Here is a 24,899-nt window from a genome sequence, read left to right as displayed (position 1 = left end):
CCATGGAAAAGCCATTGATAATGATAGCAGATGATGCGATGTTTATGAGAAGAGTGATTAAGCGCGCGCTGACCCAGGGAGGATACGACAACTTTGTGGAAGCGGGCGACGGCGTGGAAGCGGTGGAGAAATATAAGGAGGTGCAGCCGGATCTAATGCTTCTGGACATTACGATGCCCGGAAGATCAGGACTGGAAGTGCTGAATGATATTCTGGCGTTTAAAAGGAATGCAAAGGTCATCATGTGTTCAGCGGTGGGACAGGAGCAGGTGATTGCGGAGGCGATCCGCTGCGGCGCCTCAGACTTCATTATCAAGCCATTTAAGGACGAGGAGATCTTGAAAATCGTAAAAGCGTGTTTGTAGGAGGGAGAAATGAAGGACGAAAGGGAGCTGCCGGGCGGACCGGCGGCAGAAACATTGCTGGAAATGGGGAATATCGGAACCGGAAGCAGCATGGCTTCTTTATCCCATATCATCGGAGAAAAGGTGTGTTACGCCCCTCCTGTCATGAAGACGGTTGATTATGACGGGCTGGCGGAATGGATCGGCTATGCGGAAGAAAACGTGGCGGCCGTTCTGATTCCATTTACCGGCGATATTAACGGTATGCTTCTTCAGATATACAAAGAAGGGATGACGGACGTAATTCTCAGGAAACTGCTGAACACGGAGCAGGTGTCCGGGGAGATGGATGGACAGATGCTGGATCTGCTCAAGGAGACGGCCAATATTATGGCTTCTTCCTATCTGACCGGGCTCTCGGCCTGTGTCGGCCTGAGGATCACGCTGTCCGACTCAGCCGTTTCCATGGATATGACAGGAGCCATTATCACGGCGCTGATCGGGACTGCGGCAGGGACATTTCCCGGCGGAATCTGCATTGGCAATAACTTTTCAACCGCAGAGGCGGAACAGAAAAGCTGTATGCTCATGGTTCTGCGTGAAGACTCTATCTCAGAGATTATGAAAGCGGTGGAGGTGAGCGGATGAGTGAGATCGTGATAAAACCTGATCAGATGGCGGTAGCGGAAGGGGAAACGGTTCTCATTACCATGGCGCTGGGATCGAGTCTGGCTGTCTGTATGTATGATGAAGAGGGCGGTATTGGAGGACTGGTACACACTCTGCTTCCGGATATACGGAGGGAAGGCAATGGAAAAAATGGTCTGCGGTATGTGGATACAGCGACCCGGGCGCTGTTAGAGGCCATGAAGGAAGCCGGCGCGGTACCGGAACGGATCCGGGTAAAGCTGGTCGGAGGGGCGAAGATTTTCTGCTTTGCCGGACAGGCGGGGCAGCCGGATATCGGCAGGGAGAATGTAAGCTGTGCGAGAAAGACGTTGCAGGAACTGGACCTGGCGATTATCTCGGAGGACACAGGTGAAAATTATGGACGGAGCGTTCGCTTTATGGCCGGCAGCGGAAGGCTTGAGATTGAAACGGTAAACCGTTCCAGATACTGGATCTAGAATGACAGACGGAAGGAAAAAAACTGATGAGGAAAATGAAGAATATGAAAATAGGAAAGAAGCTCATGGTTTCTTATGGTATCATTATCTTTTTTTATATCATAACCGTGATCGTCTCTCTATTTGGAGTATACTATGTATCAAAATCGCTGGATGTCTTCTACAATAAGGCGTTCACTGCGTCCTATACGGCGGGTAACCTAAGGGCATCCGTTCAGAGAATTGGCCGTACGGTCCTGAGTATTGCTACGGAGGGAGTGAATGTGGATCGGCAGGTACAGTTGGATGAGATTGATGAGATCCTCGGCGATATGGATACGAATTTAACCATGCTGAAAGAACAGATGCCGGATAACGATCTGGTGAACCAGCTGCGTGAAGCTTTAAAAAATCAGAAGCAGCCCAGGGAAGCCGTTATTGAGGCGTTGAAAAGCGGTAATGACGAGGAAGCGATTTCTTTATATGGCAGTGACTACGAGCCGAAAGCGGAGAAGACGAGGGAATGCCTGGAAGCGATTACCGCTTATTCCAAGGTTAATGCGGAGAAATACCTTGACAGGGGGCATGCGGTAAGGCAGCAGATGACAGCAGTAATCCTGGTGTTATCGTTCCTCATCCTGATGATAACCGTGGCTCTGTGTCTCTATATTACAAAGGGAATTACAAAACCCGTCAGTGAGGTCCGGGAGGCCGCAAAGAACCTGGCGGAAGGGAATCTGCAGGTTCAGCTGAAATATCAATCAGAGGATGAACTGGGAGAGCTGGCGGACAGCTTCCGCGAGACCATAAGCGCATTGAACGATTATGTGTCCGCAGTGGAAGAAGGGCTTTTGGCGGTTGGAAACGGAAAGCTGAACTACCATCCGGAAACTGCGTTTAAAGGCGATTTCGTTGCACTGGGTGATGCGATGGAGCAGATCACAGGACTTTTAAACCGTGCGATCATGCAGATTGCCTGTACGGCAGATCAGGTAGCCGGAGGCTCCGAGCAGGTTGCAAACGGCGCCCAGATCCTTTCCCAGGGAGCCACGGAGCAGGCAGGCTCTATGGAGGAACTGGCGGCCAATATCAACGAGATATCGGACAGCGTTAAGAGCAACGCCAATGATGCTGTGATGACCAGCAAAAAGGTGGACGAGGTAATTGGACTGGTTACCAGAAGCAGTGACGAGATGAAGGCCATGGTTCAGGCGATTCTTGAAATCCGGGAGAACTCCAGCGCAATCGGAGGCATCGTAAAGGAGATTGAGGATATTGCATTCCAGACGAATATACTGGCACTGAACGCTTCGGTAGAGGCGGCGAGAGCCGGTGAAGCGGGCCGGGGATTTTCTGTAGTAGCGTCCGAGGTGCGTCACCTTGCGGCGAAGACGAGGGAGGCCTCCGGGATGATGGCCCGTCTGGCGGCGCAGACCGCGGAAAAAGTGGACGGCGGTACCGGGGCCGCGGATAAGACGGCCAGAGCGCTGGACCTGGTGGTGAAGGGGACGGAAGTGATCGGTACCATGGTGGATCGGATCTCCGGTGCCTCTGTGCGCCAGGCTGATTCCATTATCCAGATCAGACAGAGCATGGAGATGGTGTCTGAGATTGTACAGGGAAATTCCGCTACGGCGGAGGAGAGCGCCGCTTCCAGCGAAGAACTGTCGGCGCAGGCACAGGTATTGAAAAAATTAGTGGAGGAATTTGAGCTGTCATGAGTGAGAAGAAAGTGCTGATTGTAGATGATGCCGTGTTTATGCGTTCCATGCAGAAACGTATTATAGCCGGATCCGGGGATTACGAGGTATATGAGGCGGCCGACGGAGAAGAGGCGGTTGCGCTGTACAAAAAAATAAGGCCGGGACTGGTGCTTCTGGATATTTCCATGCCTGGCATTAACGGAATAGAAGCATTAAAACAGATGAAAGAGGCCGACGAAAATGCCTTCGTGATTATGTGTTCCGCAATCGGCCAGGATTCCATGATGAAGGAAGCCGTGGACTGCGGAGCCAGGGACTTTATTGTCAAGCCGTTTAAGGCGGAGCAGATCGTCCAGGCTCTTAACCGGGCATTTTCATCGTCTGCGGAGGTATGAGATGAATAAATATTCGGACATCAGTGAGAGTGCGAGAGATGTTTTAATGGAAATCGGTAATATCGGAACGGGAAACGCGGTTACCGCACTCTCCAGCATGATTAACCACAGGATTGAGATCGAGCGTCCTAATGTGAAAATCATGAAATTCGAGGAAGTACCCGCCATGCTGGGCGGTCCGGAGGAGATCAAGCTGGGAGTGCTCCTGGAGCTTTCAGGCGATTTGAACGGCATGTTTATGTTCCTGATCAGCACGAAGTTCGCCCAGACCATGCTTGACAAGCTGCTGGGAACAGAGGTCGAGGATGTCAGGAATCTGGATGATATGAGTCTTTCCGCGATTTGCGAGATCGGCAATATCATGTGCTGTTCCTATATTAACGCGATGACGGTGATGATGGATTTGAGGGTTCACGTTTCTGTCCCGGACATCTGTATCGATATGACCGGAGCCATATTAAGTGTTCCGATGATTCACTTTGCGAGACTGAGCGATGAACTGCTTCTGATCGAGGATAAATACCATTTTGACGATCAGGAAGTGGTCAGCCACATTCTGTTCCTTCCGGAGATTCACTCTCTGGAGCGGATTTTCAAGGCTTTGGGTGAGGAATATGAAGGATAATCCTGTAGTGGTGGGAATTGCGCAGGGAAAAGTAGTTTCCCGGCCGGAAAAACTCATTACTTATGCGCTTGGTTCCTGTGTGGGAGTCTGCTTATACGATGAGAAACACCGTATTGCCGGAATGGCACATATTATGCTTCCGGATGCAGGACTGAGCCTGTCTCAGGAAAATCCCTACAAATTCGCGGATAAGGGCTGTGAGCAGCTCATAAAAGAGATGGAGCGCCAGGGGGCGAACCGCCGCTTTATCACGGCGAAGCTGGCGGGAGGCGCGGGGATGTTCTCCAAATACGAAGCTCTCGGAAGCATAGGGGAGCGCAATGTAAAGGCAGTAAAAGCTGTTTTAGGGGCGCTGAAGGTGAGTGTGACGGCGGAGGATACCGGTAAGAATTATGGCAGGACGATCACGTTTGATTCGGCGGATGGCAGCCTGACAGTCAAGTCAATGAGTGCAGGCATTACGGTTATATAGGGTAGAACATGGCGGTTGGAAGGAGAAAAAGCATGACAGGCAGACAGAAGATACTGGCGGTCGATGACAGCCTGCTGATATGCCAGCAGATAGAAAAGGTTTTAAAAAATGAGGAATATACGGTTTATAAATCCCATTCAGCGAAGGAGACTCTGGAGTTACTGGAGGAAGTGGTTCCTGATCTGATTCTCCTCGATGTCATTTTGCCTGATATGGAGGGATATGAACTGTTTGAAAAGATAAAAGAAAAGGATAAGAATCACGCTCCAGTGATCTTTATCACCTCCAAAGACAGTGAACAGGATGTAATCCGGGGATTTGATCTGGGCGCTTGTGATTATATTAAAAAACCGTTCCGTCCGGAAGAACTGAAATCCAGGGTGAAGGCGCATCTTGAGGACAAGCGGAAGAGAGACGAGCTGAAGATATTAAATGAGACGCTGAAGGCCAACATGCAGATATTAAACCGCGTGGCCTACCGGGACGAGCTGACCGGACTTTACAACCGGCGGTTTGTGGTGGAGAAGCTGGCCCAGGATTTGATGGAACCAAATCGCCAGGATGCACTGGTCATGATCGATGTGGACGATTTCAAACGCGTAAACGACTGCTACGGGCATGACGCCGGAGACATGGTTCTCGTTTGTATTTCCAATATTATGGAGAGCGTCTGCCGCCGCCATAAGGTGGTCCGCTGGGGCGGAGAGGAATTCCTGATTATTCTGATGGCAGTTACAAAACAGGAGTGTTTTGAAGTCTGCGAGGAGATCAGAAAAGAAATTCAGGCGTTTCCTTTTCTTCAGGGCAATACCACATTTTACTGCACTGTGACGCTGGGGATCAGCCTTTTCGATAAGGAACAGAGTTTTAAGATGAACATGACGCACGCAGATATGGCGCTTTACCGCGGAAAGAAAACAGGAAAAAATCGTACCGTCTGGTATGGTTATGAGGAAGAGGCGGGAGTGTGATGGGTATGGGCTTTTTTGATGAGGACACGGGCGAGATGCTGGAGATCTACTTACTGGAGACCAACCAGCTTCTGGACCAGTCGGATGCCATGCTGCTCTCGGCGGAGCAGGAGATGGTATTCTCCAAAGAGAGTATCAACGGCATCTTTCGTGTGATGCATACTATAAAGAGTTCTTCCGCCATGATGGGGCTGACGGGATTGTCCACTTTGACCCACCGCCTGGAAGACTTGTTTGTGGTGTTTCGGGAAGACCCTTCCAGGCTTTCCGGTTATGAACAGGAGACATTTGATTTAATCTTCGAAGCCACTGATTTCATCCGGGAAGAACTGAAACGAATGAAATTTGAAAGCTTCGAGCCAGAGCCGGTAGACCGGTTCTGGGATAAAATAGAGGTTCTCGTACAGAAGGTAAAAGAAAAAAAGAAGACTACCGTCCACCTGAAATTTGAAAAAGACTGCCGGATGGAGAATGTCCGGGCCTACATGGCTGTACGTCAGATCCGGGATTTATGTGCGGATTTAAAGATATATCCCGAAAATGTAGAGACGGATTCCTCTACAACGGAATATATTCATGATAATGGTTTTTATATCAGCTTTACGTCGGAAGACCCGGGCGCAGTCTTACAGACGCTTAAGAGCGCGCTGTTTGTGGAGTCCTGTACGGAGCTGGCGGAGATGCCGAAGCTGTCCGGGACGGCGGAGGGACAGGCGGTGGAAGGTCAGTCTGCAAAAGAACCGGAGACCGAAGCCGAGACTCCTGTGCAGAACAGCGCTGATTTTATCAATGTCCGGGTGGAAAAGCTGGATGAGCTTCAGAATCTGACGGGAGAACTGATTATCGCGGCGTCTTCCTGGCTGGAAGCCTCGAAAGGGAGCGTGGAGGACGGCAGGAACCATCAGGTTGGCCGTTTTTTAAAGGAGCTGGAGGAACTGGTCATATCGATTCGGATGGTGCCGTTTTACAATGTGGTACCCCAGTTAGGCAGGATCGTCCGCGACATCTGCAAGAAGGAAAAGAAAGAGGTGTCCTTCCACGTCCAGGGGCAGAATGTGGAGGTGGATAAGAAGATCGCGGATGGTATTCTGGATCCACTTCTCCATCTGATCCGCAACGCCATTGACCATGGAATCGAGCAGCCGGAAGAGCGGGAGAAGGCGGGAAAGCCGCGGGCGGGCTCGGTGACACTGCTGTTTGCCAATGTTGGCGGTGAGATCGTGGTCAGTGTCAGCGACGACGGATGCGGCATCGATTTGGAACAGGTCCGCAAAAAGGGCAGAGAAAAGAATCTGTTCGTGAGGCCGGAATCGGAGTATTCCGAGCCGGAGATATTAGAGTTCTGCCTTCTGCCCGGCTTTTCGACGCGGGAGGCGGCTAACGAGTACTCGGGAAGAGGCGTGGGACTCGATGTGGTTCGTCAGATGGTGGAGGCGTTCGGTGGCCACCTTCATTTGGAGAGTACCAGAGGGGAAGGCAGCAATTTCATCATGCATCTGCCTCTGACGCTTACGATCATCGAGAGCATCCGTTTTCAGACCGGAGACCGGTTCTTCGCGGTTCCGGCACACCAGGTGGTTCAGTTTGTCACCTACCAGCCGCAGGGGCCGGGAATGGTGATGCAGGAAGGAAGAGAGTTCTGGATCAGGGAGGGGCGGTATATTCCCGTCATTTCCCTGAGTAAGTTCTACCATATTCCGGGAACACCAAGGATCGGTTCCGAAATCATGGCGTATATCAAGGGCAGTACGAGAGAGCTCTGCATTGTGGCTGACCGGGTGGCAGACCAGGGCAGTCTTGTGGAGAAATCGCTTCCGGCTATTTTAGGAAAGCATTTTAAGAAGTATACGGGAATCTCCGGGTGCAGCCTGCTGGGGGACGGAACCATCTGCCTCCAGCTGGATATCGAAGACCTGGTGCGGAATACGGGAGGTGGAAAGACCCATGAATGACTTTGACTTGGATCAGGCGAGAGAGAAGGACGGCGGAGAGGAACTGGAGTTTCTGTGCGTCCGCATGACGGATGCAGTCTACGGATTCGAACTTCCCCATATCCGGGAGATCATATGGGACAGCCGTATCACCCCGATCCCCTGTGTGCCGGACTACTATGAAGGTCTGTGTAACTGGAAAGGGACGATTATTACCGCCGCTTCTTTAAGCCGGATGACAGGAACAAAAGAGAGCGGGTACGGAGACCAGCCGGTAGTCATAATAACGGAAACGGGGGCCCTGCAGTGCGGCTTTCTGGTGAGGGAGGAACCGGAGATTTTAAGGGTACCGGCAGACGCGCGGCTGACCGGAGACACTCCAGACCGGATTGGTGAGATACTGAAGATCAAAGCAGCGTACGCCTGGGAGAATGAAGTGATCTATGTGATTGATGCAGAGGAGACTCTGAAATGCATGGTGGTATTTGGCTGATACGGCCATGATGTGAAAAGAACAGATCCCGGTTCCGGCGGTGAAGAGCGGAAACGGGATCTGTTTGTTATGTGTGGGCATTCGGTATTACTTTGCCGCTTCCTGTGAAAATTCGGTTGTTACCAGCTTGTCGTAAGGAACGCGCTCATTCAGTTCGCCGGCTTCCTCCAGGATGTTTTCCAGAAGTTCGAAACTTTCTTTTTCGAAGACAGTGTCGCCTTTCCAGGTGTCCTGATCTTTATAGCGGCCAACGATGGTTGCAATGGTATCCTCATCGGTTTCTTTAAACTGAGGCTGGATCACTTTGGCGATTTCTTCGGCGGAATGGGTGTTTACATATTCCAGGCCTTTCTGAATCGCATTGGTGAATTTCTGGATGGTTTCGGGATTCTTCTCTAAATAGCTCTTCTTGACGCTGTAAGCGGTATAGGGAACGTATCCGGAATCGACGCCGAGGGAGGCGATGACGTGGCCGTTTCCTTCTTTTTCCAGACCGGTGGCAAATGGTTCAAACTCTACCGTGTAATCGGCGTCGTTGCTGGTGAAGGCGGCGGCGGTTAAACCGAAGTTGATGCTCTGGTCGATGGTCAGATCTGCGGCGGGATCGATCCCGTTCTTCTTCAAAATGTATTCAAATACCATTTCCGGCATGCCGCCGGCTCTTCCGCCCAACACCTTCTTGCCCTTCAAATCGGCCCAGGTGAAGTTATCCTGGGCTTCCCTGCCGACCAGAAAATTACCGGCCCGCTGGGTCAGCTGGGCGAAGTTTACGGCGTAATCGTCAGAACCCTGCTGATAGACGTAAATGCTGGCCTCAGACCCCATAAAACCGATATCGGCGTCTCCGGAGATCAGGGCGGTCATGACCTTGTCGGCGCCGGCGCCGTTGACCAGCGTCAGGTCGAGCCCTTCATCCTCAAAATACCCCAGTTCAATGGCGGCATACTGGGGAGCATAGAAGATAGAATGAGCGACTTCATTCAGAACCACTGGCTTTAGCTGTTTCCTTGTGGTCGTTTTACAGCCGGTTACGCAGACGGCAAGCATGGATACGGCGAGAACGATGCTCACGATTTTTTTCATAGAATTCTCCTTTTTTGTTGTTTCTCATAGTGACATTGTATGAAATGTGACAGGCAGCAGTTCCCGGATTATGAGTCGAATTTCTAAATTTTGCATTTTACCCCGAAGTATGATATACTTTTCACGGAGAATTTTACGAAAGCAGGAGAAGGAATTATGGCATATCGAATGATCGTGCTGGATCTGGATGGCACACTTACAAACCGGGATAAAGTGATCACACCGAGGACGAAGAAAGCGCTGATGAAGCTGAAAAGCCAGGGGGGAACCATCGTGCTGGCCTCCGGACGGCCTACCTATGGTGTGATGCCGCTGGCGAAGGAACTGGGACTCACAGAGGATGGCGGTTATATCCTGTCCTTCAACGGAGGGCGGATTATCGAATGCAAAACGGGTGAGACCGTGTTTGCAAAGGAGCTTCCTGTGACATCGAATAAAAAGATCATTGCGCTGGCCAGGGAGCACGGCGTGAACATTCTTACATACGAAGGGGACTGCATTATTACGCCGGACCCCGGAGATATCTATGTAAAAAAGGAGTCCGACATCAATAAACTGGAGGTCCGGCGGATAGAAAATTTCGACCAGTACGTGGATTTCCCGGTGGTAAAGTTTCTGCTTCTCGACGACGGGGATTACCTGGCTCTCGTGGAACCGAAGGTGAAGGCCGCACTGGGGCGTGATTACAGTGTGTACCGTTCAGAACCCCACTTTCTGGAGGTTCTGCCCAGGGGAATTGATAAAGCGGCGTCTTTAGAGCGGCTGCTTACGCGCCTTAACATGACGAAGGACGAGATGATCGCCTGCGGTGACGGATACAACGATTTGTCCATGATTCAGTATGCCGGTCTGGGCGTGGCCATGGAGAACGCGGTCCTGCCCGTGAAAAATGCGGCGGATTACGTGACGCTTTCCAACAACGACGACGGCGTTGCTCATGTCATTGAAAAATTTATGCTGTCATAAGTGTCCGGGGGTGGACTTTATGACTTTAATATGTTAAAATACTCCATAGATGAAGTAACAGCAAAAATAAAGGGGACTGATTGAAACCATGAATAAAAAAATTAAGACAGATGCGGTTGACCATCTGTTTCAGGCAATACTGACACTGAAGACACCGGAAGAGTGCTATACGTTCTTCGAGGATGTGTGCACGGTCAACGAACTGCTCAGCTTATCCCAGCGGTATGAGGTAGCCAAGATGCTTCGCGAGGGCCGCACGTATCTGGAGATTGCGGAAAAGACCGGGGCTTCCACAGCCACGATCAGCCGTGTGAACCGTTCCCTGAATTATGGAAACGACGGATATGATATGGTATTTAAGCGTCTGGAGGATACAGAGGCCTAGTGCAGCCCGGAGAGGCCGCGGCTTCAGACAAAATGGAGAGATAAATGCAGCGCTCCCTTTCATAGGAACAGATTCCGCAGGGGACTGTTCCTATGAAAGGGAGCGTTTTATCTTCGCTTATTTACTTTTTCTTTTTGGACGGGTTCGCTTCCCGAAGCTCGTCAATCATCTGTTCCACCATCTGCTTCTTTAAATAGACGTCAAAGGATAATTCGCAGATTAAGGCGAAGAGCCGTAAGTATTCCCTGTCTTCCTCAGCCAGGTTCTCGTCCGTAAATGTACCGCCCGCGCGTTCATACTTTGCTTTCACGTCTTCCCGCAAGTGTTTCATCTCCTCCGCTTCCAGAGCGAAAATCTCTTTGTAGATGTCCTCCAGCAAAAGGCCGTCCTTCAATGCGAAATGTCCTGCGGTGATCGGCCGGAACAATTCTTCGATGTCGTTGATGGAAAGAATATTCTTAAAATAATAGATAAAAATCAGAAGCAGGATATGCTCTCTGGAATACTTCTTTTTGTTGGGCGCAGGCAGCAGGTTGTTCTTGGCATAGTTGTTGATCATGGTTTTCGTCAGCACCTTATCCTCGGGGTAGCGCTTCGTGTTCTTCAGATGATCATCCATAAATGTAGTAACCTGATCCATGTAAAGATCAATGCCCGGAATCTCTTCAGGCCTGATATAACTTAAGGTATCCAGACGTTTTAGGATATCCTGTATTCTTTCGTCATTCGTCTTCATAGTTTCACCTCATATCCTATTATATAGTATTCAATACTAGATGACAAGAGGTAAATATACGAAAAGAAAAACAGTTAAACTAAATATTTTTAAGATAACCTAAAAAACTTTCTTGACTTTTGCGGAATGTGTGATAATCTAGATATATAACGTGAAGAACGAAAGGAGATACATAGAATGAAAAAAGTATTGGCTACAGAAAAAGCACCGGCAGCGATTGGACCATATTCCCAGGCAGTGAGAGGCGGAGATTACGTATACGTATCCGGCCAGCTTCCGATCGATCCGGCAACAGGAGCATTTGCAGGCGAGGATATCGCCTCCCAGACGAAACAGTCCTTAACTAATATCAAGGCGATCTTAGAGAGCGAAGGCTTATCTATGGCAAATGTGGTAAAGACAACTGTCTTATTACAGAACATCGGCGATTTCGGCGCTATGAACGAAGTTTACGCAACCTTTTTCGAGGGTGCATGCCCGGCCAGAGCTGCATTTGAAGTAGCTGCTCTTCCAAAGGCAGCGCTTGTTGAGATCGAAGCGATCGCATACTGCGGATAGTCAAAAAATCCGCTGCAAGCAACGGGGCATCAAATTTGCAGCGCTGCGGGCAACGGGTTTTTTGACCCTCGCGGCAGTACCCGATAAAGCGGGGCATGCAATCGCCAAATGGACGCGCCAGCGTGTCCGCTTGGCTCGTTGCCCGCGGGAATAAATTGACAGATGATAACAGGGGTATCCCGGATTGTGGTTCCGGAATACTCCTGTTTTTCATTTTACAGGAGCGTTTCCGTGAAAAAACCAGAGTAAAAATGTAGAAATCCGTCTGTATTTGCGAAAGAAAGAGGTTGCATAATGGCCGAGTTATATTATAATAAATAAGAAAGCCCGAATTGGCGTGCGGGAAAAGGCGCGCAGTAAGGCAGCATAAGGATTAAGATTACATAAAGAACGAAAGCCGGGGCGTAAGATGAGTTTGGAAAAAACTGCGGAAGAATATCTGGCCGATATCCCCATGTGGGCCAGAAAAAAGAATTCCCTGGAAGATATCAGGGCTTTTCTGGAGCGGATGGACAACCCCGACGAGAAGAGAAAGATCATTCATGTGGCCGGGACCAATGGAAAGGGTTCGGTCTGTGCATATATAACCTCCATGCTGATGGCAGGGGGATACCACACGGGAGCATTTATCTCGCCTCATCTGACGGAGGTGCGGGAGAGGTTTTTATTCGACGGTAAGCCGGTCGAATATGGACCGTTTGAGAGCAGCTTTCGTGAAATCAGGGATTTATCGGAATGTATGACGGAAGAGGGATACTGTCATCCATCCTATTTTGAATTCCTGTTTTACATGGGTATGAAGCTGTTTGACCAGATGGACAATGATTTCACGGTTCTGGAGACGGGACTTGGCGGAAGGCTGGACACGACGAATGTGATCCGTCATCCGCTGGCAGTGGCCATCACTTCCATAAGTCTGGATCATACGGAATATTTAGGCGATACCGTGGAAAAGATCGCTTATCAGAAGGCCGGTATCATAAAGTCCGGCGTTCCCGTCATATATGAGAGAGGCGACCAGGGGACAGCCGCTGTGATCGAGGAAGAGGCCGCTGCCAGCCACAGCCCGGTATATCCGGTGGACAGGCAGGACTATGTGATAGAGGCATGGGAAGAACAGGGAATCCGGGCGGGACTTAAGCGGCTTGACGGCAGCATTCTCCGCGTGCTGATTCCCTCCCAGGCGGAATATCAGGTGATGAACGCACTGACTGCGCTCAGGACGGTGGAAGTACTGATGCGGCAGAGGGAAGACATATGCTTATCAGAAGAGGAGCTTAAGGCCGGACTGGAGTCCATGAGATGGCCGGCACGCATGGAAGAGGCGGCGCCCGGGCTTTACCTGGATGGAGCGCACAATCCGGGCGGAATCGAAGAATTTATAAAGACAGCCGCGCGTCTCTGCGAGAAAAGCGGGAAGCGGGCCTGTCTTCTGTTTTCCTCGGTATCGGACAAGGCCCACGATACCATGATCCGTGAGATCGCGGCGGGTCTGCCGCTGGATTCGGTTGCTGTAGCCCATATCCATTCGGATCGGGGAATGGCAAAGGAAGTGCTGGAGGCGGAGTTTTTAGCCGTTTCCGATTGCAGAATATATGGTTTTGATACGGCAGAAGAGGCACTGGAGAAACTGCTCACATGGCAGGATGGGGAACATCTGCTGTTCTGTGTGGGATCCCTGTATCTGATGGGAGAGATAAAGACAATTCTTGGAGGTATAAAAGATGATTGATTTTGAAACCGAGATAAACGATTACAGACCGAGTCTGGAAGTAGATGCCATAGAGGACGCGATCGTGAGAAGCGATCTGACGGATATGAATGATTTGATGATGGAACTGATCAAGGAAGTTGGTAAGGAATAGGCAGGTAAGATATGGATTATGTAAGAAAAACCCGTGTCATTGCCAACAGCTATTATAACATGGGATTAGAGCGGGCGCGGTTGCGGGATTTGTCCGGCGCGGCCGAATGTTTAAAGAAGAGCCTACATTTTAATAAGTATCAGACGGATGCCAGGAACCTTCTGGGCCTCATTTACTATGAGGTCGGGGAGGTCGGGGATGCGCTTGTTCAGTGGGTCATCAGCATGAACCTGCAGCCGCAGGAGAACCGGGCGGACTACTATCTGGGTGAAATCCAGAGAAAAAAGGGGAGTCTCGACACGGAGCGCCACATGATCCGGCGGTTTAACCAGGCCCTCGTCTACGCCCAGAACGGCAGCGAGGACCTGGCGATCCTTCAGCTCGTCAAGGTGGTGGAGGCGAAGCCGAACTACGTGAAGGCCCAGCTGCTGCTGGCTATTCTCTGTATTGCGAGAGAGGATTACCAGAAGGCGGGAAAATCAGTCTACAAGGTATTGCAGATAGACAGGAATCACCCGAAGGCGCTCTGGTATAAGTCGATCGTCAAGGCGAATACAGGCAGCCGCTCCGAGCGTGAGCCTGAAAAGAGGAAGCTGAAAAATGTCCTGTCCCACCGGCAGATGGAGGATGACGATGTCATCATTCCGCCCAGCTACAGAGAGAATACGAAGGATATGGCGGTCGTCAATATCCTAGCGGGCCTGCTTCTGGGGGCGGCGGTCGTCTTTTTTCTGGTTATGCCGGCGAATACGAGGGCGATCAATGAAAAACACAACCAGGAGATGCTTAAGTACAGCGAGAGCTTAAGCCAGGCGAATCAGAAGGCGGACAGCTTAAGTGAGCAGATCGCCGGCCTGGAGGCAGATAAGAAAACGGCGGAAGATTCCCTGTCCACATTTACCAATGATTCGGACAGCGTGCTGGCTCAATACCAGAACGTGATCGGAATTCTGCAGGCGTATAAAAAGGATGATTTTACCGCGGCGGTAAAGCTTTACGCCGACTTGAAGACGGAACTCATCGCGTCACCGGATGTGCTGGCCATCGTCGGAGAGATTAAGGCCGACATGGAGGAACGGGGATATCAGGTGCTGGAAAGCCTTGGAGACGAGGCTTCGGGCGCGGGAGACAGCCAGACGGCTCTCGATTACTATTTAAAGAGCCTGGCTGTAAAGCCGGATTACTGGGCTGCCAGGTATAAGGCGGCCGTCATTTACAAGGGAATGAATCAGAAGGAACAGGCGAATGAGATGTTTACGGACATCATAAATAACAGCAAAGATGAAACATTGATAGCGCAGGCCAGAACGGAACGGGGATTCTAATCCTGTTTGCGTAAAAAGTAAGACACGACAGAAGAGAAAGAGAGCTCTTTTGCCGTGTCTTTTTTGTGTAACAGAAAAGTGCTCCTGTTACACAAAAAGCCCTTCGGGCAGGATGCGCACTCCGTGCTAAGGAAGTATGGTTGCTGAAGCGACCGCGCTCCGGCGCGAGAGTCCGGTGAGCCGGACTCTTAATTCATAAAAAAGAGCTCTGTGTTAGAACAAAGAGTCCGGAAAGCGGGATTCTTTTTGGAAAGGAGAACTATGAACAAGCCACTATTTACCTATGAGGCGGACGGCCACGTGCTGATTGTCCACCTGCCGGAGGAGTTGGATCACCACAACTGCACCGGCTTAAAATATGAAACCGATCTGATCCTTTCGGAAAATTATATTAACCGCATTGTGTTTGATTTCTCGGGAACCGGATTTATGGATTCTTCAGGGATTGGAGTGTTGTTAAACCGATACAAGCAGATGGCCCGGAGCGGAGGAAAGGTGACGATCTACGGAGCGGGAGCCCAGGTGCTCAGAATACTGAAAATGGGCGGCATTTTAAAATTAATGAAATTATATGACTCAAAGGAAGATGCAGTCACAGGTTGAGGAGGAAGACATGTTAGAAGAAAACAGACCAGAAGTTTTGAGAATGGAAATTGAGAGCCTGTCCCGGAACGAAGAGTTTGCAAGGGTTGTGGTGGCCGTATTTATGGCTCGGATGAATCCGACGCTGGAGGAGTTGGACGACGTAAAGACCGCGGTGTCGGAAGCTGTGACGAATGCGGTGATACATGGTTATCAGGGAAATGGCGGGATCATCTATCTCGAGGTGGAGATACTGAAACAGGAGCTGACCGTGACTGTGAGGGATACGGGAATCGGGATTCCCAATATTTCGCAGGCGATGGAACCGATGTTTACCACCGATCCAGAGGGAGAACGATCCGGCATGGGATTCTCTTTTATGGAAGCGTTTATGGACGAGGTGCGTGTGGAGTCAGAACCGGACAAGGGTACCGTTGTGACCATGAAAAAGAAGATTAACGGGTGAGTCCTATGGATGAGACCATGAGATTAATAGAAATGGCTCACGAAGGAGATAAAGAAGCACGCGACCGTCTCGTCACCGAGAATATGGGACTGATCTGGAGCATTGTGCGAAGATTTACAGGACGGGGATATGATCCGGAGGATTTATTTCAGATAGGAAGCATCGGCCTCATGAAGGCCATCGACAAGTTCGACATGTCTTTCGAGGTTAAATTCTCCACCTATGCGGTCCCCATGATAACAGGAGAGATCAAGCGCTTTTTAAGAGACGACGGCATGATAAAGGTCAGCCGCTCCATCAAGGAGATGGGCACCCGTGTAAAATGTGTCAGAGAGGCATTAAACTTTACCCTTGGACGGGAACCGACCATCGAGGAGATCGCCGGAGAGATCGGGGCCAGCAAGGAGGAAGTGGCGGCGTCCATAGAGGCCGGAGCGGAGGTGGAATCGCTTTACCGGACAGTCAATAAAAATGACGAAAACAGCATTCTTCTCATCGACAAGATCGAGGAGGAAAACTCTGCCCAGGAGGAGCTGTTAAACCGTATGGTGCTGCGGGAGCTGCTGACAGAGCTTTCCGATAAGGACCGGGAAATCATTGTCAGGAGGTATTATTATAATGAAACCCAGAGCCAGATTGCAACGCGTCTCGGTATCTCACAGGTCCAGGTTTCCCGTCTTGAAAAAAAGATTTTAAAGCAGATGCGCGAAAAAATATAGAATAAAATACTTCATACGGCTCATACTACTCATGAAAAGTGAAAGAAAAGGATGTGAGCACGTATGGAATCCATGAAACATAAGCTGGGAATTGCACTCCTTGTCGTATGCCTGATCGCTGTGGCCGCCATTGTATGGTACTTAATCGCCGCGGTGCCGGACGGCGGCGAAATGGATGGAACGCTGGTAGAACTCATCCGGAAAGCGGGGCAGATGAGAATATGAGCAAGACTGTCTATCTAAACATCAGCCAGATTACTGAGGTCCATCATAAGGAGATTCAGTTAAAGGATGTGGCGACGGTCTACAGCGATGATTCCGCCGTAACAAACAAGTGCAGCGCCCTGCGCATTAAAACGATTCATTTGGACAGAGATAAACGTTACGTGGAGAGTGCGTTGGATGTGATTAAGAAGATCACAGAGATGGATCCGACGATCACCGTCAACAATGTGGGTGAAGTGGATTTTATCATCGATTACCACCGGCCGAAGTCCCCGAATTGGGCCTGGGAATGGATCAAGACCATATTTGTCTGTATTATCTGTTTCTGCGGCGCGTCCTTTGCCATCATGACCTTTAACAACGATGTCAGTGTGACGGATGTCTTCAGCGAGATTTACCGTATCATCATGGGAAAGGAATCCACCGGATTCACGATTCTGGAGGTGAGCTATTCCATAGGACTGGCGCTGGGAATCGTAGGATTCTTCAATCATTTTGCGAAGTTTAAGATCAATACGGATCCGACGCCGCTGGAGGTGGAAATGCGTCTTTACGAGGACAATGTCAGCAAGACCCTGATTCAGAATGACGGCAGAAAGGAGCAGGATATTGATGTTTCTTAAGCAGTTATTTCTCGTGTTTCTGGGGCTTAGCGCCGGCGGCGTCATAGCAGCCGGCGTTTTTGCATTTCTGGCAATTATCGGCGTTTTTCCGCGGCTGATAGGAAAGACCCATACAAATAAACACATTTTTCTGTATGAGACGGTCATTATCATAGGCGGTGTACTGGGAAACGTATCCGATATCTATGAAATCCCGATTCACATGGGCGGGAATGTGTTCCTGGGGATCTACGGGCTGGCGGTCGGAATCTTTGTCGGCTGCCTCGTCATGTCTCTGGCGGAGACTTTAAAGGCCCTGCCGGTTATCAGCAGGAGAATTCATCTGGCCGTGGGACTTCAGTACGTGATCCTGGCCATCGGTCTTGGCAAGCTCATTGGTTCACTCGTATATTTCACGGGCAATTTCGGACAGTAGAAAACAGGAATCGGAGGTAAAATATGGAGATTAACAAACAGGCATACGATGCCTATGTAAAAGAGGTCACACCGGTCCACAACAAATGGCTGAGTATTGTGAAGGCTTTCCTTGTGGGAGGCGCTATCTGCACCATTGGACAGTTGGTGAGCACCTGGTTCATGAACAGCGGGATGGACAAGGATACCGCAGCCTCCTGGACGCTCCTGGTCTTAATTGCGGGAAGCGTTATTTTAACGGGGTTTAACATTTACCCAAAGATCGTGAAATTCGGCGGCGCAGGCGCCCTCGTCCCGATCACGGGCTTTGCCAACTCAGTGGTGGCGCCTGCCGTGGAATTCAAGGCGGAAGGCCAGGTATTCGGTATCGGCTGCAAGATATTTACTATTGCAGGACCTGTTATCTTGTACGGAATCCTGAGCAGCTGGGTCCTCGGCATCCTCTATTGGATCGGCCGGTGGGTGGGAATTTTTTAGTCTTGTAAGCGTTAGCGGCTTCGTTATCAGCAGTCTCTGTCCCGGCGGTCCCGCCGGGGCATTTTCTTTTGGGGCGTGTGAAGTGAGGAGCTTGAATTGCGGCGTAAGGGCTGCGGCAGCCGGCTTGTTATGATTGATTTATGGTGAATGATTTGCGGCGGATGAATAGAAAAAAAGGAAAATGGAGAAAGTAGCAGAGAAGAGAGAAACTTACGGTTTACAGAGAAATGGAGTGAATGACAGAATGCAGATAGGAAAAGCGAGTATCAAATTTGAGGAACCTCCGGTCATAGAAAGCATGGCCTCCATCGTAGGAAAAAAGGAGGGAGAAGGTCCTCTGGGAAAGCTGTTCGACGTGGTGGAGCAGGACGACATGTTTGGTGCGGACACCTGGGAGCAGGCGGAGAGCGCGCTGCAGAAACAGACGGCAGATCTGGCCATTGAAAAGGGAGATATTCGGAAAAAGGATATCCGGTATCTGTTTGCCGGAGATTTGCTGGGACAGTTGATTGCCACCTCCTTCGGAACGGTGGATTTGGAAATTCCGCTGTTCGGACTTTACGGAGCGTGTTCCACCATGGGAGAGGCCCTGAACCTGGGCGCAATGACCGTAGCCGCCGGATACGCGGACAAAATCATCGCAATGGCCTCCAGCCACTTTGCAACCGCGGAAAAACAGTTCCGTTTTCCACTGGCCTACGGGAACCAGCGGCCATTTTCAGCTACATGGACGGTGACAGGCTGCGGAGCCGTCGTGGTATCGAAGCATAAAAGTGAGGGAATAGCGGCCATTACAGGCATCACAACAGGCCGTATGGTGGACATGGGAAGCAAGGATTCCATGAATATGGGGGCCGCGATGGCACCGGCGGCGTTCCACACCATTGAACAGAACTTTGAAGATTTTGGCGTGGATGAATCGTACTATGACAAGATCATCACAGGGGATTTAGGAGAAATCGGACGCACCATTCTCCTCGATTTTATGAAGAATAAGGACCACTTGCTGGAGGAAATCCATACGGACTGCGGAATCGAAATCTACGATCAGGAGACCCAGGACACCCATGCGGGCGGAAGCGGATGCGGCTGTTCGGCGGCTACACTGTGTTCCTACATTCTTCCAAAGATTAAAGATGGAACCTGGAAACGGGTGCTGTTTGTACCGACGGGAGCGCTGCTTTCCACGGTCAGCTTTAACGAGGGACAGCCGATTCCGGGTATTGCACACGCAGTTATGCTGGAGCATATCGGTTAAAACAAGCCTTTGGCAGAAAGGAGATAACGATGGAATTTGTAAAAGCATTTCTTGTAGGCGGAGTAATCTGCGCCCTGGTTCAGATCCTGATGGACAACACAAAGCTGATGCCGGGCCGGATTATGGTGCTGCTGGTGGTGAGCGGAACAATTCTTGGTGCTCTGGGCCTCTATCAGCCGTTTGCGGACTGGGCAGGCGCCGGAGCCACAGTACCACTGCTCGGCTTCGGAAACACGCTCTGGAAGGGCGTGTGGAAGAGCATGGGAGAGGACGGACTTCTGGGAATCTTTGAAGGCGGCTTCACCGCCAGTGCGGTGGGGATCTCGGGAGCACTGATTTTTGGGTATCTGGGGTCGGTGATTTTTAAGCCGAAGATGAAATAAAAAACGCGAAAGGCGGCGAGAGGAAAGATCCCTCTCACCGCCTTAAAAAAAATCGAAATGCAGCCGCACTTGACTGCGGTCTCAAAATCTTTACGGAATCTGCCGGAAAAGAATACTTCTCTCAAAGGCTCATATCCTTAATATTGCCTGTCTGGTGGAGGCGTCGGGCAGGAAATATCCACAGTTCAAGGTCCCCAATAAGGAACTGTGAAAAATGTCTCTTAGTTGGGGCCATCTGTTTGTTATTCGCATTTACATTGAGTTGCCGGACCATTCCCAACAACGAAACCATAATTCAATTAAAGTGTATTTTTTTATTGATTTAATATAGATGGTATCGGATAAATGGATGAGCTCAAACAAGGCAGGCGTATCATCATTAGCCATAAATTCCTTTGTCAGAATTCTTATGGTAACGCTGTCCGGTTCATTTTTTAGTCCGCACTTTATCTTGCTTTCTGATTCCGTATGTATTTTTTGGTACAACTGATTTATTTTTTCTTTCCGATTAAAAAGTATTGTCTTTTCATGTGCCATTCTGAAATTATGAAGCCGCTTCATAAATGAATGAGATACATGAACACGGTTCCATTTTTTCTTCATGATTTACTCCCTTCTTCATGCCCATATTCAAAAAGATATCGGTGATGTTCTGCTCTCACCATATCATCAGGAATTTTAAATACCTGATGGTGACCGAAGATCGAAAGGTAACATTTTGCAGCTTTTTCTGTAACCAGACAGCAGATTTTTGCTTCAGACAGGGATCTGCCGCAGCAGACGGGGGCATGATTAGCAATCAGGACTGCACTTTGCTGACCGAGTGCATGAACGGTTTCTTCAGCAAGAGCAAGATGTTCTCCCGCTCGTATATATTTCTGTGTAATCGGGATTTCTCCTCCAATTAATTGTGTCATCTCTTCTAAGATGGGCGGAATAGACTGGCCGGAGGCACACATGGCTGAAGCATAGCAGGGGTGACAGTGGATAATAGCCTGAATGTCGGGCCTTGCTGCATAAATTAGCCTGTGAATGTGCATTTCTGATGTTGGAGCCCTGAATCCGGATGTTTTCTTTCCTGCCATATCAACAATGACTAGATCTTCCGGAACCATTTCTTCATATTCAACACGGCTGGGCGTTACTAAGATAAGATTATTGTTAAGACGAAGACTTACATTTCCCCACGTACCGATTACCAACTCCTTTTCTTGCAGCCATAAACAGGTCTCAATTATCAAATTTCTTTCCTTAAAATAGTCCATTTCGTTTTACCCCCCTACTCTTTCTTTTATCTTTATTATTTATCATAAGGCAAAAAAAGTCAAGAATAATAATTGGAAAACAAAAATAAAATGTTGTAAAATAAAATATGGTGTGATAATATGAAAGTACTAATTGGAAAACAAATAATAGAAGGAGGAAAACGTAAATGAAATATGGAATTGTGTATGCATACTGGTCCAAGGATTGGGAAGGGGAGTATATAAAAACAATTGAGCGGGCAGCCAATTGCGGCTTTGATGTACTGGAAATTTTTACTCCCCTGCTTCTTACGCTTCCACAGAAGAAATTAGAAGAAGTAAAAGCAGCGGCAGAGGAGAGAAAGATAGAATTGAGCTTTCTCATCGGACTGGGAAAGGATCATGATATTTCATCAGAAGATGATGGTGTGCGCAGAGCCGGTGTTGAATATTTGAAACAGATATTAGAAAAAGTACACTTTTTAGGCGGGAAAAATTTTTCAGGCATCAATTATTGTGCATGGGCGGATTTCTCGGAATATGAAAGAAAAGCAGAAAAAACAAAATCCAGTATAAAAAGCCTGAAGGAGCTTGGAAAGGTAGCGGAAGAATATGGCATTTCCTATAATCTGGAGATTACGAACCGGTTCGAAAATTTTCTGCTTAATACATCAGCAGAGGCAGTCGATCTCGTCAAAGAAGTGAACAGCCCAAATGTCAACATTCTTCTTGATACATTCCACATGAATATAGAAGAAGCCTCGATGTATGATGCGATCATAGGAGCGGGAGAAAAGCTTGGTCATTTCCATGCAGGGGAAAACAACAGAGTGGTTCCTTATGGAGGGAGTATGATGGCCTGGGATCAGGTAGCTAAAGGCTTAAAGGAGATTGGTTATCAGAAAACCATTACCCTGGAACCATTAGTCAGGACAGGAGGCACTGTATCGAGAGACAGTAATATCTGGCGGGATATGACAAATCAGGCAGATGATAAGAGAATGGATGAGATGGCGAAGGAAGGACTCGCTTATATCAAAGGTCTAATGGAATCATGACTGTAAGGAGGGACAGATGGAAAAATACATAATAGGGCTGGATTCTGGTACATCCGGGATTAAAGCGGTTCTTTTTAATACGAGAGGGGAGGAAATCATGAAACAGGGATTCCCTCTAACCGCTGTTTGTGAACAGGAAAATTGGTTTGAAGAAGATTTTAATGAGATATGGGAAAAAACAGTACGCTCTATTCAGGCTATCACAAAGAAATTCGGTGGTGCTTCTATCTCAGGAATCGGAATTACAGCACAAGGAGATGGAGCCTGGCTGATTGATGAAAAAGGAGAACCTGTCAGAAGAGGCTGTTGTTTCTGCGACGGAAGAGGTCATGAAGAATTTGAACAGTGGTCGGCAGACGGAACAGCACGGACTGTCTTTGAACAGTCAGGAACGCGGATTTTTACGGGCAATCAGCCCTGTGTTATCAAATGGCTGGATCGGCAGGAGCCCGAAAGCCTTAAGAATGCAAAGTATATTATGCATTTAAAGGATGCACTGTTTTATCGACTGACAGGACAGGCAACAACGGATGTGACGGATCAGTCCCTGATATTTTTAAATATGGAAACTGGCACCTATTCCAGAGAACTGTTTGAGGTGTACGGGCTATTGGAGTATAAGGAAAAATATCCAGAAGTAAAACCGTGTATTGATAATTATGCGCGCATCAGAAAAGATATGGCATTGCTTTTAGGTCTTAACGAGGAGGTAATCGTATCTGGCGGCCCGATGGATGTGGCGGCCTGCGCAATAGGCGCTGGTGTGCTGGAAACTGGTGAATGCTGCAGTATTATGGGAACGGCAGCGCTTCATGAAATGGTCATCAATGAACCATGCAGGGATTCCGTATATGCAGGAATGACGGTATTCCACGGCTGCAGCCAGAAGTGGCTGAGACTAATGGCATCTTTGGCGGGTACACCAAATCTGGAATGGTTTCTAGGCCTTTTTGGGAATCAATTTGAAACGGAAGCACAGAAATTGGGACTGAGCTTATATGAATACGCACAGCAGCTCGCAGGAAGCGTTCCAATCGGTTCAGCTGGTGTTCTCTATCATCCTTACCTTTTGGCAGGTGGGGAACGGGCTCCATTTACGAATCCAGATGCCAGAGCGAGCTTTACTGGTTTGTCGGTAAGAAATACAAAAGCAGATTTGTTAAGAGCAGTTTATGAGGGCGTTGCATATGCAATGCGTGACTGCTATGATCATATGCCGGGTGAGATTAAAAAAATAACAGTTTGCGGCGGTGGTTCGGCCAGTGATATGTGGTGCCAGATGTTTGCAGATGTTCTGGGAAAAAAAGTAGTGACGGTGCAGGGCGGCGAACTGGGAGCAAAGGGGGCTGCTTTGACCAACATGGTGATACAGGGAGTGTACAGCAGCCTGAAGGAAGCTGCACTATGTACAGTTCATGAAAATAAGAGTTATATGCCTGATATCAAACGCCATGTGGAGTATGAAAAGTATTTTGAGGTATTTCAGGCAACATACCGCGGCCTGGAAAAAAGCTGGAAACTAAGATGGAAACAAACTTGTGATAAAAAGGATTGTATGCTAGAATAAAATTAAATTATTCAGGAAAGGTAAGAAATGCTGGGGTCAGTATTTCCGGATGCAGCAGATGACGAAAGATGCTCGTAGAAAACAGATATTAGATATTATAACAACTACAAAGGCGGTAACCAGTAGTGAATTGAGCGCTTACTTTCATGTGACGGAGGAGACGATACGCAAAGATCTGACGTATTTGAGTGGGGAAGGATTGATTATTCGAACGTTTGGTGGTGCGACGGCCAAAGAGACGAATGAAAGCTCGCTGGAGCAGAGAAACGTTTACAATTATCCGCAGAAGAGCGCAATAGCGGCGGAGGCCTCCAATCTGATTCAAAAATCGGACTTAATAGTTATGGATGCGGGATCTACCACCAGTGCGCTTGCAAAGTGTATACCAGAGAATTCAGAAGTAATCGTAATTACAAACTCTCTGGATATTTCAGTCATTCTGTCACAGAAGGCAGGCGTAACCCTAATTTCTACAGGCGGCAAGCTTAATACAAAATCCATGTCGTACCGGGGTGATATGGTGAAGAATGCAATTAAGCTGTATAATATACAGAAGGCTTTTATTTCCTGCAGTGCTATTGACATCAAACGGGGAATTATGGATACGAATGAGGAGGAGGCAGCGATTAAGCAATGTATGATTGCCGCTGCCGGTGAGGTATATTTGCTTGCTGACAGCTCCAAGTTTAATAAGATTGCTCATATTACGACCAGCGGTTTTGAAAAGATTACCGCTATTTATACGGACTGCGGAATTGATCCGCAGACAGCAGATCTATTCCGGGCAAAAGGGATTTGCCTGAAAATTGTAGAATAGCCATGGTACTTTAGCAGGATCATCTTGTATGAAACAGATGATCCTGTTATTTTTATTTTGTAAGAAAATTTGTTCTATGAAATAAAATCATCCGGGAGTTAACAAGAA

The 24,899-nt window shown here is 48.8% G+C and carries 32 protein-coding genes; 28 read left to right on the top strand and 4 right to left on the bottom strand.

Annotation, left to right across the window (positions count from 1 at the left end):
• The first annotated feature begins 2 nt into the window (after positions 1-2).
• From H8S75_RS10240 to H8S75_RS10195, 10 genes are read left to right on the top strand one after another with little or no spacing between them, the layout of a single operon-like run.
• Positions 3-365: a response regulator gene (locus H8S75_RS10240; RefSeq protein WP_002600345.1), complete on the top strand. Its 363-nt coding sequence runs from the start codon at positions 3-5 to the stop codon at positions 363-365.
• A 9-nt stretch (positions 366-374) separates the two neighbouring features.
• On the top strand, positions 375-992 hold the full coding sequence (locus tag H8S75_RS10235; RefSeq protein ID WP_187021251.1) for a chemotaxis protein CheC: 618 nt from the start codon (positions 375-377) through the stop codon (positions 990-992).
• On the top strand, positions 989-1,471 hold the full coding sequence (locus H8S75_RS10230) for a chemotaxis protein CheD (protein ID WP_187021249.1): 483 nt from the start codon (positions 989-991) through the stop codon (positions 1,469-1,471). Before H8S75_RS10235 ends, H8S75_RS10230 begins: the two co-directional genes overlap by 4 nt.
• A 26-nt stretch (positions 1,472-1,497) precedes the next feature.
• Complete coding sequence (locus H8S75_RS10225; RefSeq protein ID WP_187021247.1) at positions 1,498-3,171, top strand: methyl-accepting chemotaxis protein; 1,674 nt, start codon at positions 1,498-1,500, stop codon at positions 3,169-3,171.
• Complete coding sequence (locus H8S75_RS10220) at positions 3,168-3,548, top strand: response regulator (RefSeq protein ID WP_187021245.1); 381 nt, start codon at positions 3,168-3,170, stop codon at positions 3,546-3,548. The genes H8S75_RS10225 and H8S75_RS10220 overlap by 4 nt, the downstream gene beginning before the upstream one ends.
• Before the next feature lies 1 nt (position 3,549).
• Positions 3,550-4,173 carry a chemotaxis protein CheC gene (locus H8S75_RS10215; RefSeq protein WP_187021243.1) on the top strand — a complete coding sequence of 208 codons (624 nt, stop codon included), beginning with the start codon at positions 3,550-3,552 and terminating at the stop codon, positions 4,171-4,173.
• On the top strand, positions 4,163-4,645 hold the full coding sequence (locus H8S75_RS10210) for a chemotaxis protein CheD (RefSeq protein WP_187021241.1): 483 nt from the start codon (positions 4,163-4,165) through the stop codon (positions 4,643-4,645). The genes H8S75_RS10215 and H8S75_RS10210 overlap by 11 nt, the downstream gene beginning before the upstream one ends.
• 32 nt (positions 4,646-4,677) lie before the next feature.
• Positions 4,678-5,616: a GGDEF domain-containing response regulator gene (locus H8S75_RS10205; protein ID WP_187021239.1), complete on the top strand. Its 939-nt coding sequence runs from the start codon at positions 4,678-4,680 to the stop codon at positions 5,614-5,616.
• Positions 5,616-7,568 carry a chemotaxis protein CheA gene (locus tag H8S75_RS10200; RefSeq protein ID WP_243270224.1) on the top strand — a complete coding sequence of 651 codons (1,953 nt, stop codon included), beginning with the start codon at positions 5,616-5,618 and terminating at the stop codon, positions 7,566-7,568. Before H8S75_RS10205 ends, H8S75_RS10200 begins: the two co-directional genes overlap by 1 nt.
• Entirely contained in the window at positions 7,561-8,040 is a 480-nt protein-coding gene (locus H8S75_RS10195; protein WP_187021229.1) for a chemotaxis protein CheW, read from the top strand. The genes H8S75_RS10200 and H8S75_RS10195 overlap by 8 nt, the downstream gene beginning before the upstream one ends.
• Positions 8,041-8,127: 87 nt before the next feature.
• On the opposite strand, the gene H8S75_RS10190 is transcribed toward H8S75_RS10195, so the two are convergent.
• A complete protein-coding gene (locus H8S75_RS10190; protein WP_055655409.1) occupies positions 8,128-9,123 on the bottom strand; it encodes an ABC transporter substrate-binding protein in 996 nt (331 codons plus the stop codon).
• 156 nt (positions 9,124-9,279) lie between these two features.
• Here H8S75_RS10190 and H8S75_RS10185 point away from each other — a divergent pair, with 156 nt between their 5' ends.
• Entirely contained in the window at positions 9,280-10,089 is an 810-nt protein-coding gene (locus tag H8S75_RS10185; RefSeq protein WP_187021227.1) for a Cof-type HAD-IIB family hydrolase, read from the top strand.
• An 88-nt stretch (positions 10,090-10,177) separates the two neighbouring features.
• Entirely contained in the window at positions 10,178-10,474 is a 297-nt protein-coding gene (locus tag H8S75_RS10180) for a YerC/YecD family TrpR-related protein (RefSeq protein ID WP_187021225.1), read from the top strand.
• A 121-nt stretch (positions 10,475-10,595) separates the two neighbouring features.
• On the opposite strand, the gene H8S75_RS10175 is transcribed toward H8S75_RS10180, so the two are convergent.
• Complete coding sequence (locus tag H8S75_RS10175; protein ID WP_187021223.1) at positions 10,596-11,210, bottom strand: DUF1836 domain-containing protein; 615 nt, start codon at positions 11,208-11,210, stop codon at positions 10,596-10,598.
• Positions 11,211-11,387: 177 nt separating this feature from the next.
• Here H8S75_RS10175 and H8S75_RS10170 point away from each other — a divergent pair, with 177 nt between their 5' ends.
• The 13 genes from H8S75_RS10170 (at position 11,388) to spoVAE (ending at position 20,105) form a co-directional block, all read left to right on the top strand.
• Positions 11,388-11,768, top strand: coding sequence for a RidA family protein (locus H8S75_RS10170; RefSeq protein WP_110324823.1), 381 nt, complete (start codon positions 11,388-11,390; stop codon positions 11,766-11,768).
• A 409-nt stretch (positions 11,769-12,177) separates the two neighbouring features.
• On the top strand, positions 12,178-13,500 hold the full coding sequence (locus tag H8S75_RS10165; RefSeq protein WP_187021221.1) for a bifunctional folylpolyglutamate synthase/dihydrofolate synthase: 1,323 nt from the start codon (positions 12,178-12,180) through the stop codon (positions 13,498-13,500).
• Positions 13,493-13,633, top strand: a complete 141-nt coding sequence (locus H8S75_RS10160; RefSeq protein ID WP_002600329.1) for a hypothetical protein — start codon at positions 13,493-13,495, stop codon at positions 13,631-13,633. Before H8S75_RS10165 ends, H8S75_RS10160 begins: the two co-directional genes overlap by 8 nt.
• Before the next feature lie 11 nt (positions 13,634-13,644).
• On the top strand, positions 13,645-14,958 hold the full coding sequence (locus H8S75_RS10155) for a tetratricopeptide repeat protein (RefSeq protein WP_187021219.1): 1,314 nt from the start codon (positions 13,645-13,647) through the stop codon (positions 14,956-14,958).
• A gap of 261 nt (positions 14,959-15,219) precedes the next feature.
• Complete coding sequence (locus H8S75_RS10150) at positions 15,220-15,561, top strand: STAS domain-containing protein (RefSeq protein ID WP_002600327.1); 342 nt, start codon at positions 15,220-15,222, stop codon at positions 15,559-15,561.
• 10 nt (positions 15,562-15,571) lie between these two features.
• Positions 15,572-16,006 carry an anti-sigma F factor gene (gene spoIIAB, locus H8S75_RS10145; protein ID WP_117623357.1) on the top strand — a complete coding sequence of 145 codons (435 nt, stop codon included), beginning with the start codon at positions 15,572-15,574 and terminating at the stop codon, positions 16,004-16,006.
• A gap of 5 nt (positions 16,007-16,011) precedes the next feature.
• Positions 16,012-16,725: an RNA polymerase sporulation sigma factor SigF gene (sigF, locus tag H8S75_RS10140; protein ID WP_025530535.1), complete on the top strand. Its 714-nt coding sequence runs from the start codon at positions 16,012-16,014 to the stop codon at positions 16,723-16,725.
• Positions 16,726-16,788: 63 nt separating this feature from the next.
• On the top strand, positions 16,789-16,950 hold the full coding sequence (locus H8S75_RS10135; protein ID WP_002600324.1) for a hypothetical protein: 162 nt from the start codon (positions 16,789-16,791) through the stop codon (positions 16,948-16,950).
• Positions 16,947-17,573: a stage V sporulation protein AA gene (locus H8S75_RS10130; protein ID WP_187021216.1), complete on the top strand. Its 627-nt coding sequence runs from the start codon at positions 16,947-16,949 to the stop codon at positions 17,571-17,573. Before H8S75_RS10135 ends, H8S75_RS10130 begins: the two co-directional genes overlap by 4 nt.
• A complete protein-coding gene (locus tag H8S75_RS10125; RefSeq protein WP_002600322.1) occupies positions 17,563-17,988 on the top strand; it encodes a stage V sporulation protein AB in 426 nt (141 codons plus the stop codon). The genes H8S75_RS10130 and H8S75_RS10125 overlap by 11 nt, the downstream gene beginning before the upstream one ends.
• A gap of 23 nt (positions 17,989-18,011) precedes the next feature.
• On the top strand, positions 18,012-18,464 hold the full coding sequence (locus H8S75_RS10120; protein WP_187021214.1) for a SpoVA/SpoVAEb family sporulation membrane protein: 453 nt from the start codon (positions 18,012-18,014) through the stop codon (positions 18,462-18,464).
• Positions 18,465-18,708: 244 nt separating this feature from the next.
• Positions 18,709-19,722: a stage V sporulation protein AD gene (gene spoVAD, locus H8S75_RS10115; protein ID WP_055655688.1), complete on the top strand. Its 1,014-nt coding sequence runs from the start codon at positions 18,709-18,711 to the stop codon at positions 19,720-19,722.
• A gap of 29 nt (positions 19,723-19,751) precedes the next feature.
• Complete coding sequence (gene spoVAE / locus H8S75_RS10110) at positions 19,752-20,105, top strand: stage V sporulation protein AE (protein ID WP_002600319.1); 354 nt, start codon at positions 19,752-19,754, stop codon at positions 20,103-20,105.
• Between the two features lie 252 nt (positions 20,106-20,357).
• On the opposite strand, the gene H8S75_RS10105 is transcribed toward spoVAE, so the two are convergent.
• A complete protein-coding gene (locus H8S75_RS10105) occupies positions 20,358-20,708 on the bottom strand; it encodes a hypothetical protein (protein ID WP_187021212.1) in 351 nt (116 codons plus the stop codon).
• Entirely contained in the window at positions 20,705-21,370 is a 666-nt protein-coding gene (locus H8S75_RS10100; RefSeq protein ID WP_187021210.1) for a class II aldolase/adducin family protein, read from the bottom strand. The genes H8S75_RS10105 and H8S75_RS10100 overlap by 4 nt, the downstream gene beginning before the upstream one ends.
• 167 nt (positions 21,371-21,537) lie before the next feature.
• Here H8S75_RS10100 and H8S75_RS10095 point away from each other — a divergent pair, with 167 nt between their 5' ends.
• Genes H8S75_RS10095 through H8S75_RS10085 form a run of 3 tightly spaced genes read left to right on the top strand, consistent with a single transcriptional unit; the run spans position 21,538 to position 24,791 of the window.
• A complete protein-coding gene (locus H8S75_RS10095; protein WP_187021208.1) occupies positions 21,538-22,407 on the top strand; it encodes a D-psicose 3-epimerase in 870 nt (289 codons plus the stop codon).
• A 16-nt stretch (positions 22,408-22,423) separates the two neighbouring features.
• Positions 22,424-23,974, top strand: coding sequence for an FGGY-family carbohydrate kinase (locus H8S75_RS10090; RefSeq protein ID WP_187021206.1), 1,551 nt, complete (start codon positions 22,424-22,426; stop codon positions 23,972-23,974).
• A gap of 58 nt (positions 23,975-24,032) precedes the next feature.
• On the top strand, positions 24,033-24,791 hold the full coding sequence (locus H8S75_RS10085) for a DeoR/GlpR family DNA-binding transcription regulator (RefSeq protein WP_172683619.1): 759 nt from the start codon (positions 24,033-24,035) through the stop codon (positions 24,789-24,791).
• The last annotated feature ends 108 nt before the right edge of the window (positions 24,792-24,899 follow it).

It is taken from the genome of Hungatella hominis (assembly GCF_014288005.1).
GTDB classification, from domain to species: domain Bacteria; phylum Bacillota; class Clostridia; order Lachnospirales; family Lachnospiraceae; genus Hungatella; species Hungatella effluvii.
This window is presented reverse-complemented; position numbering and strand designations above follow the sequence as displayed.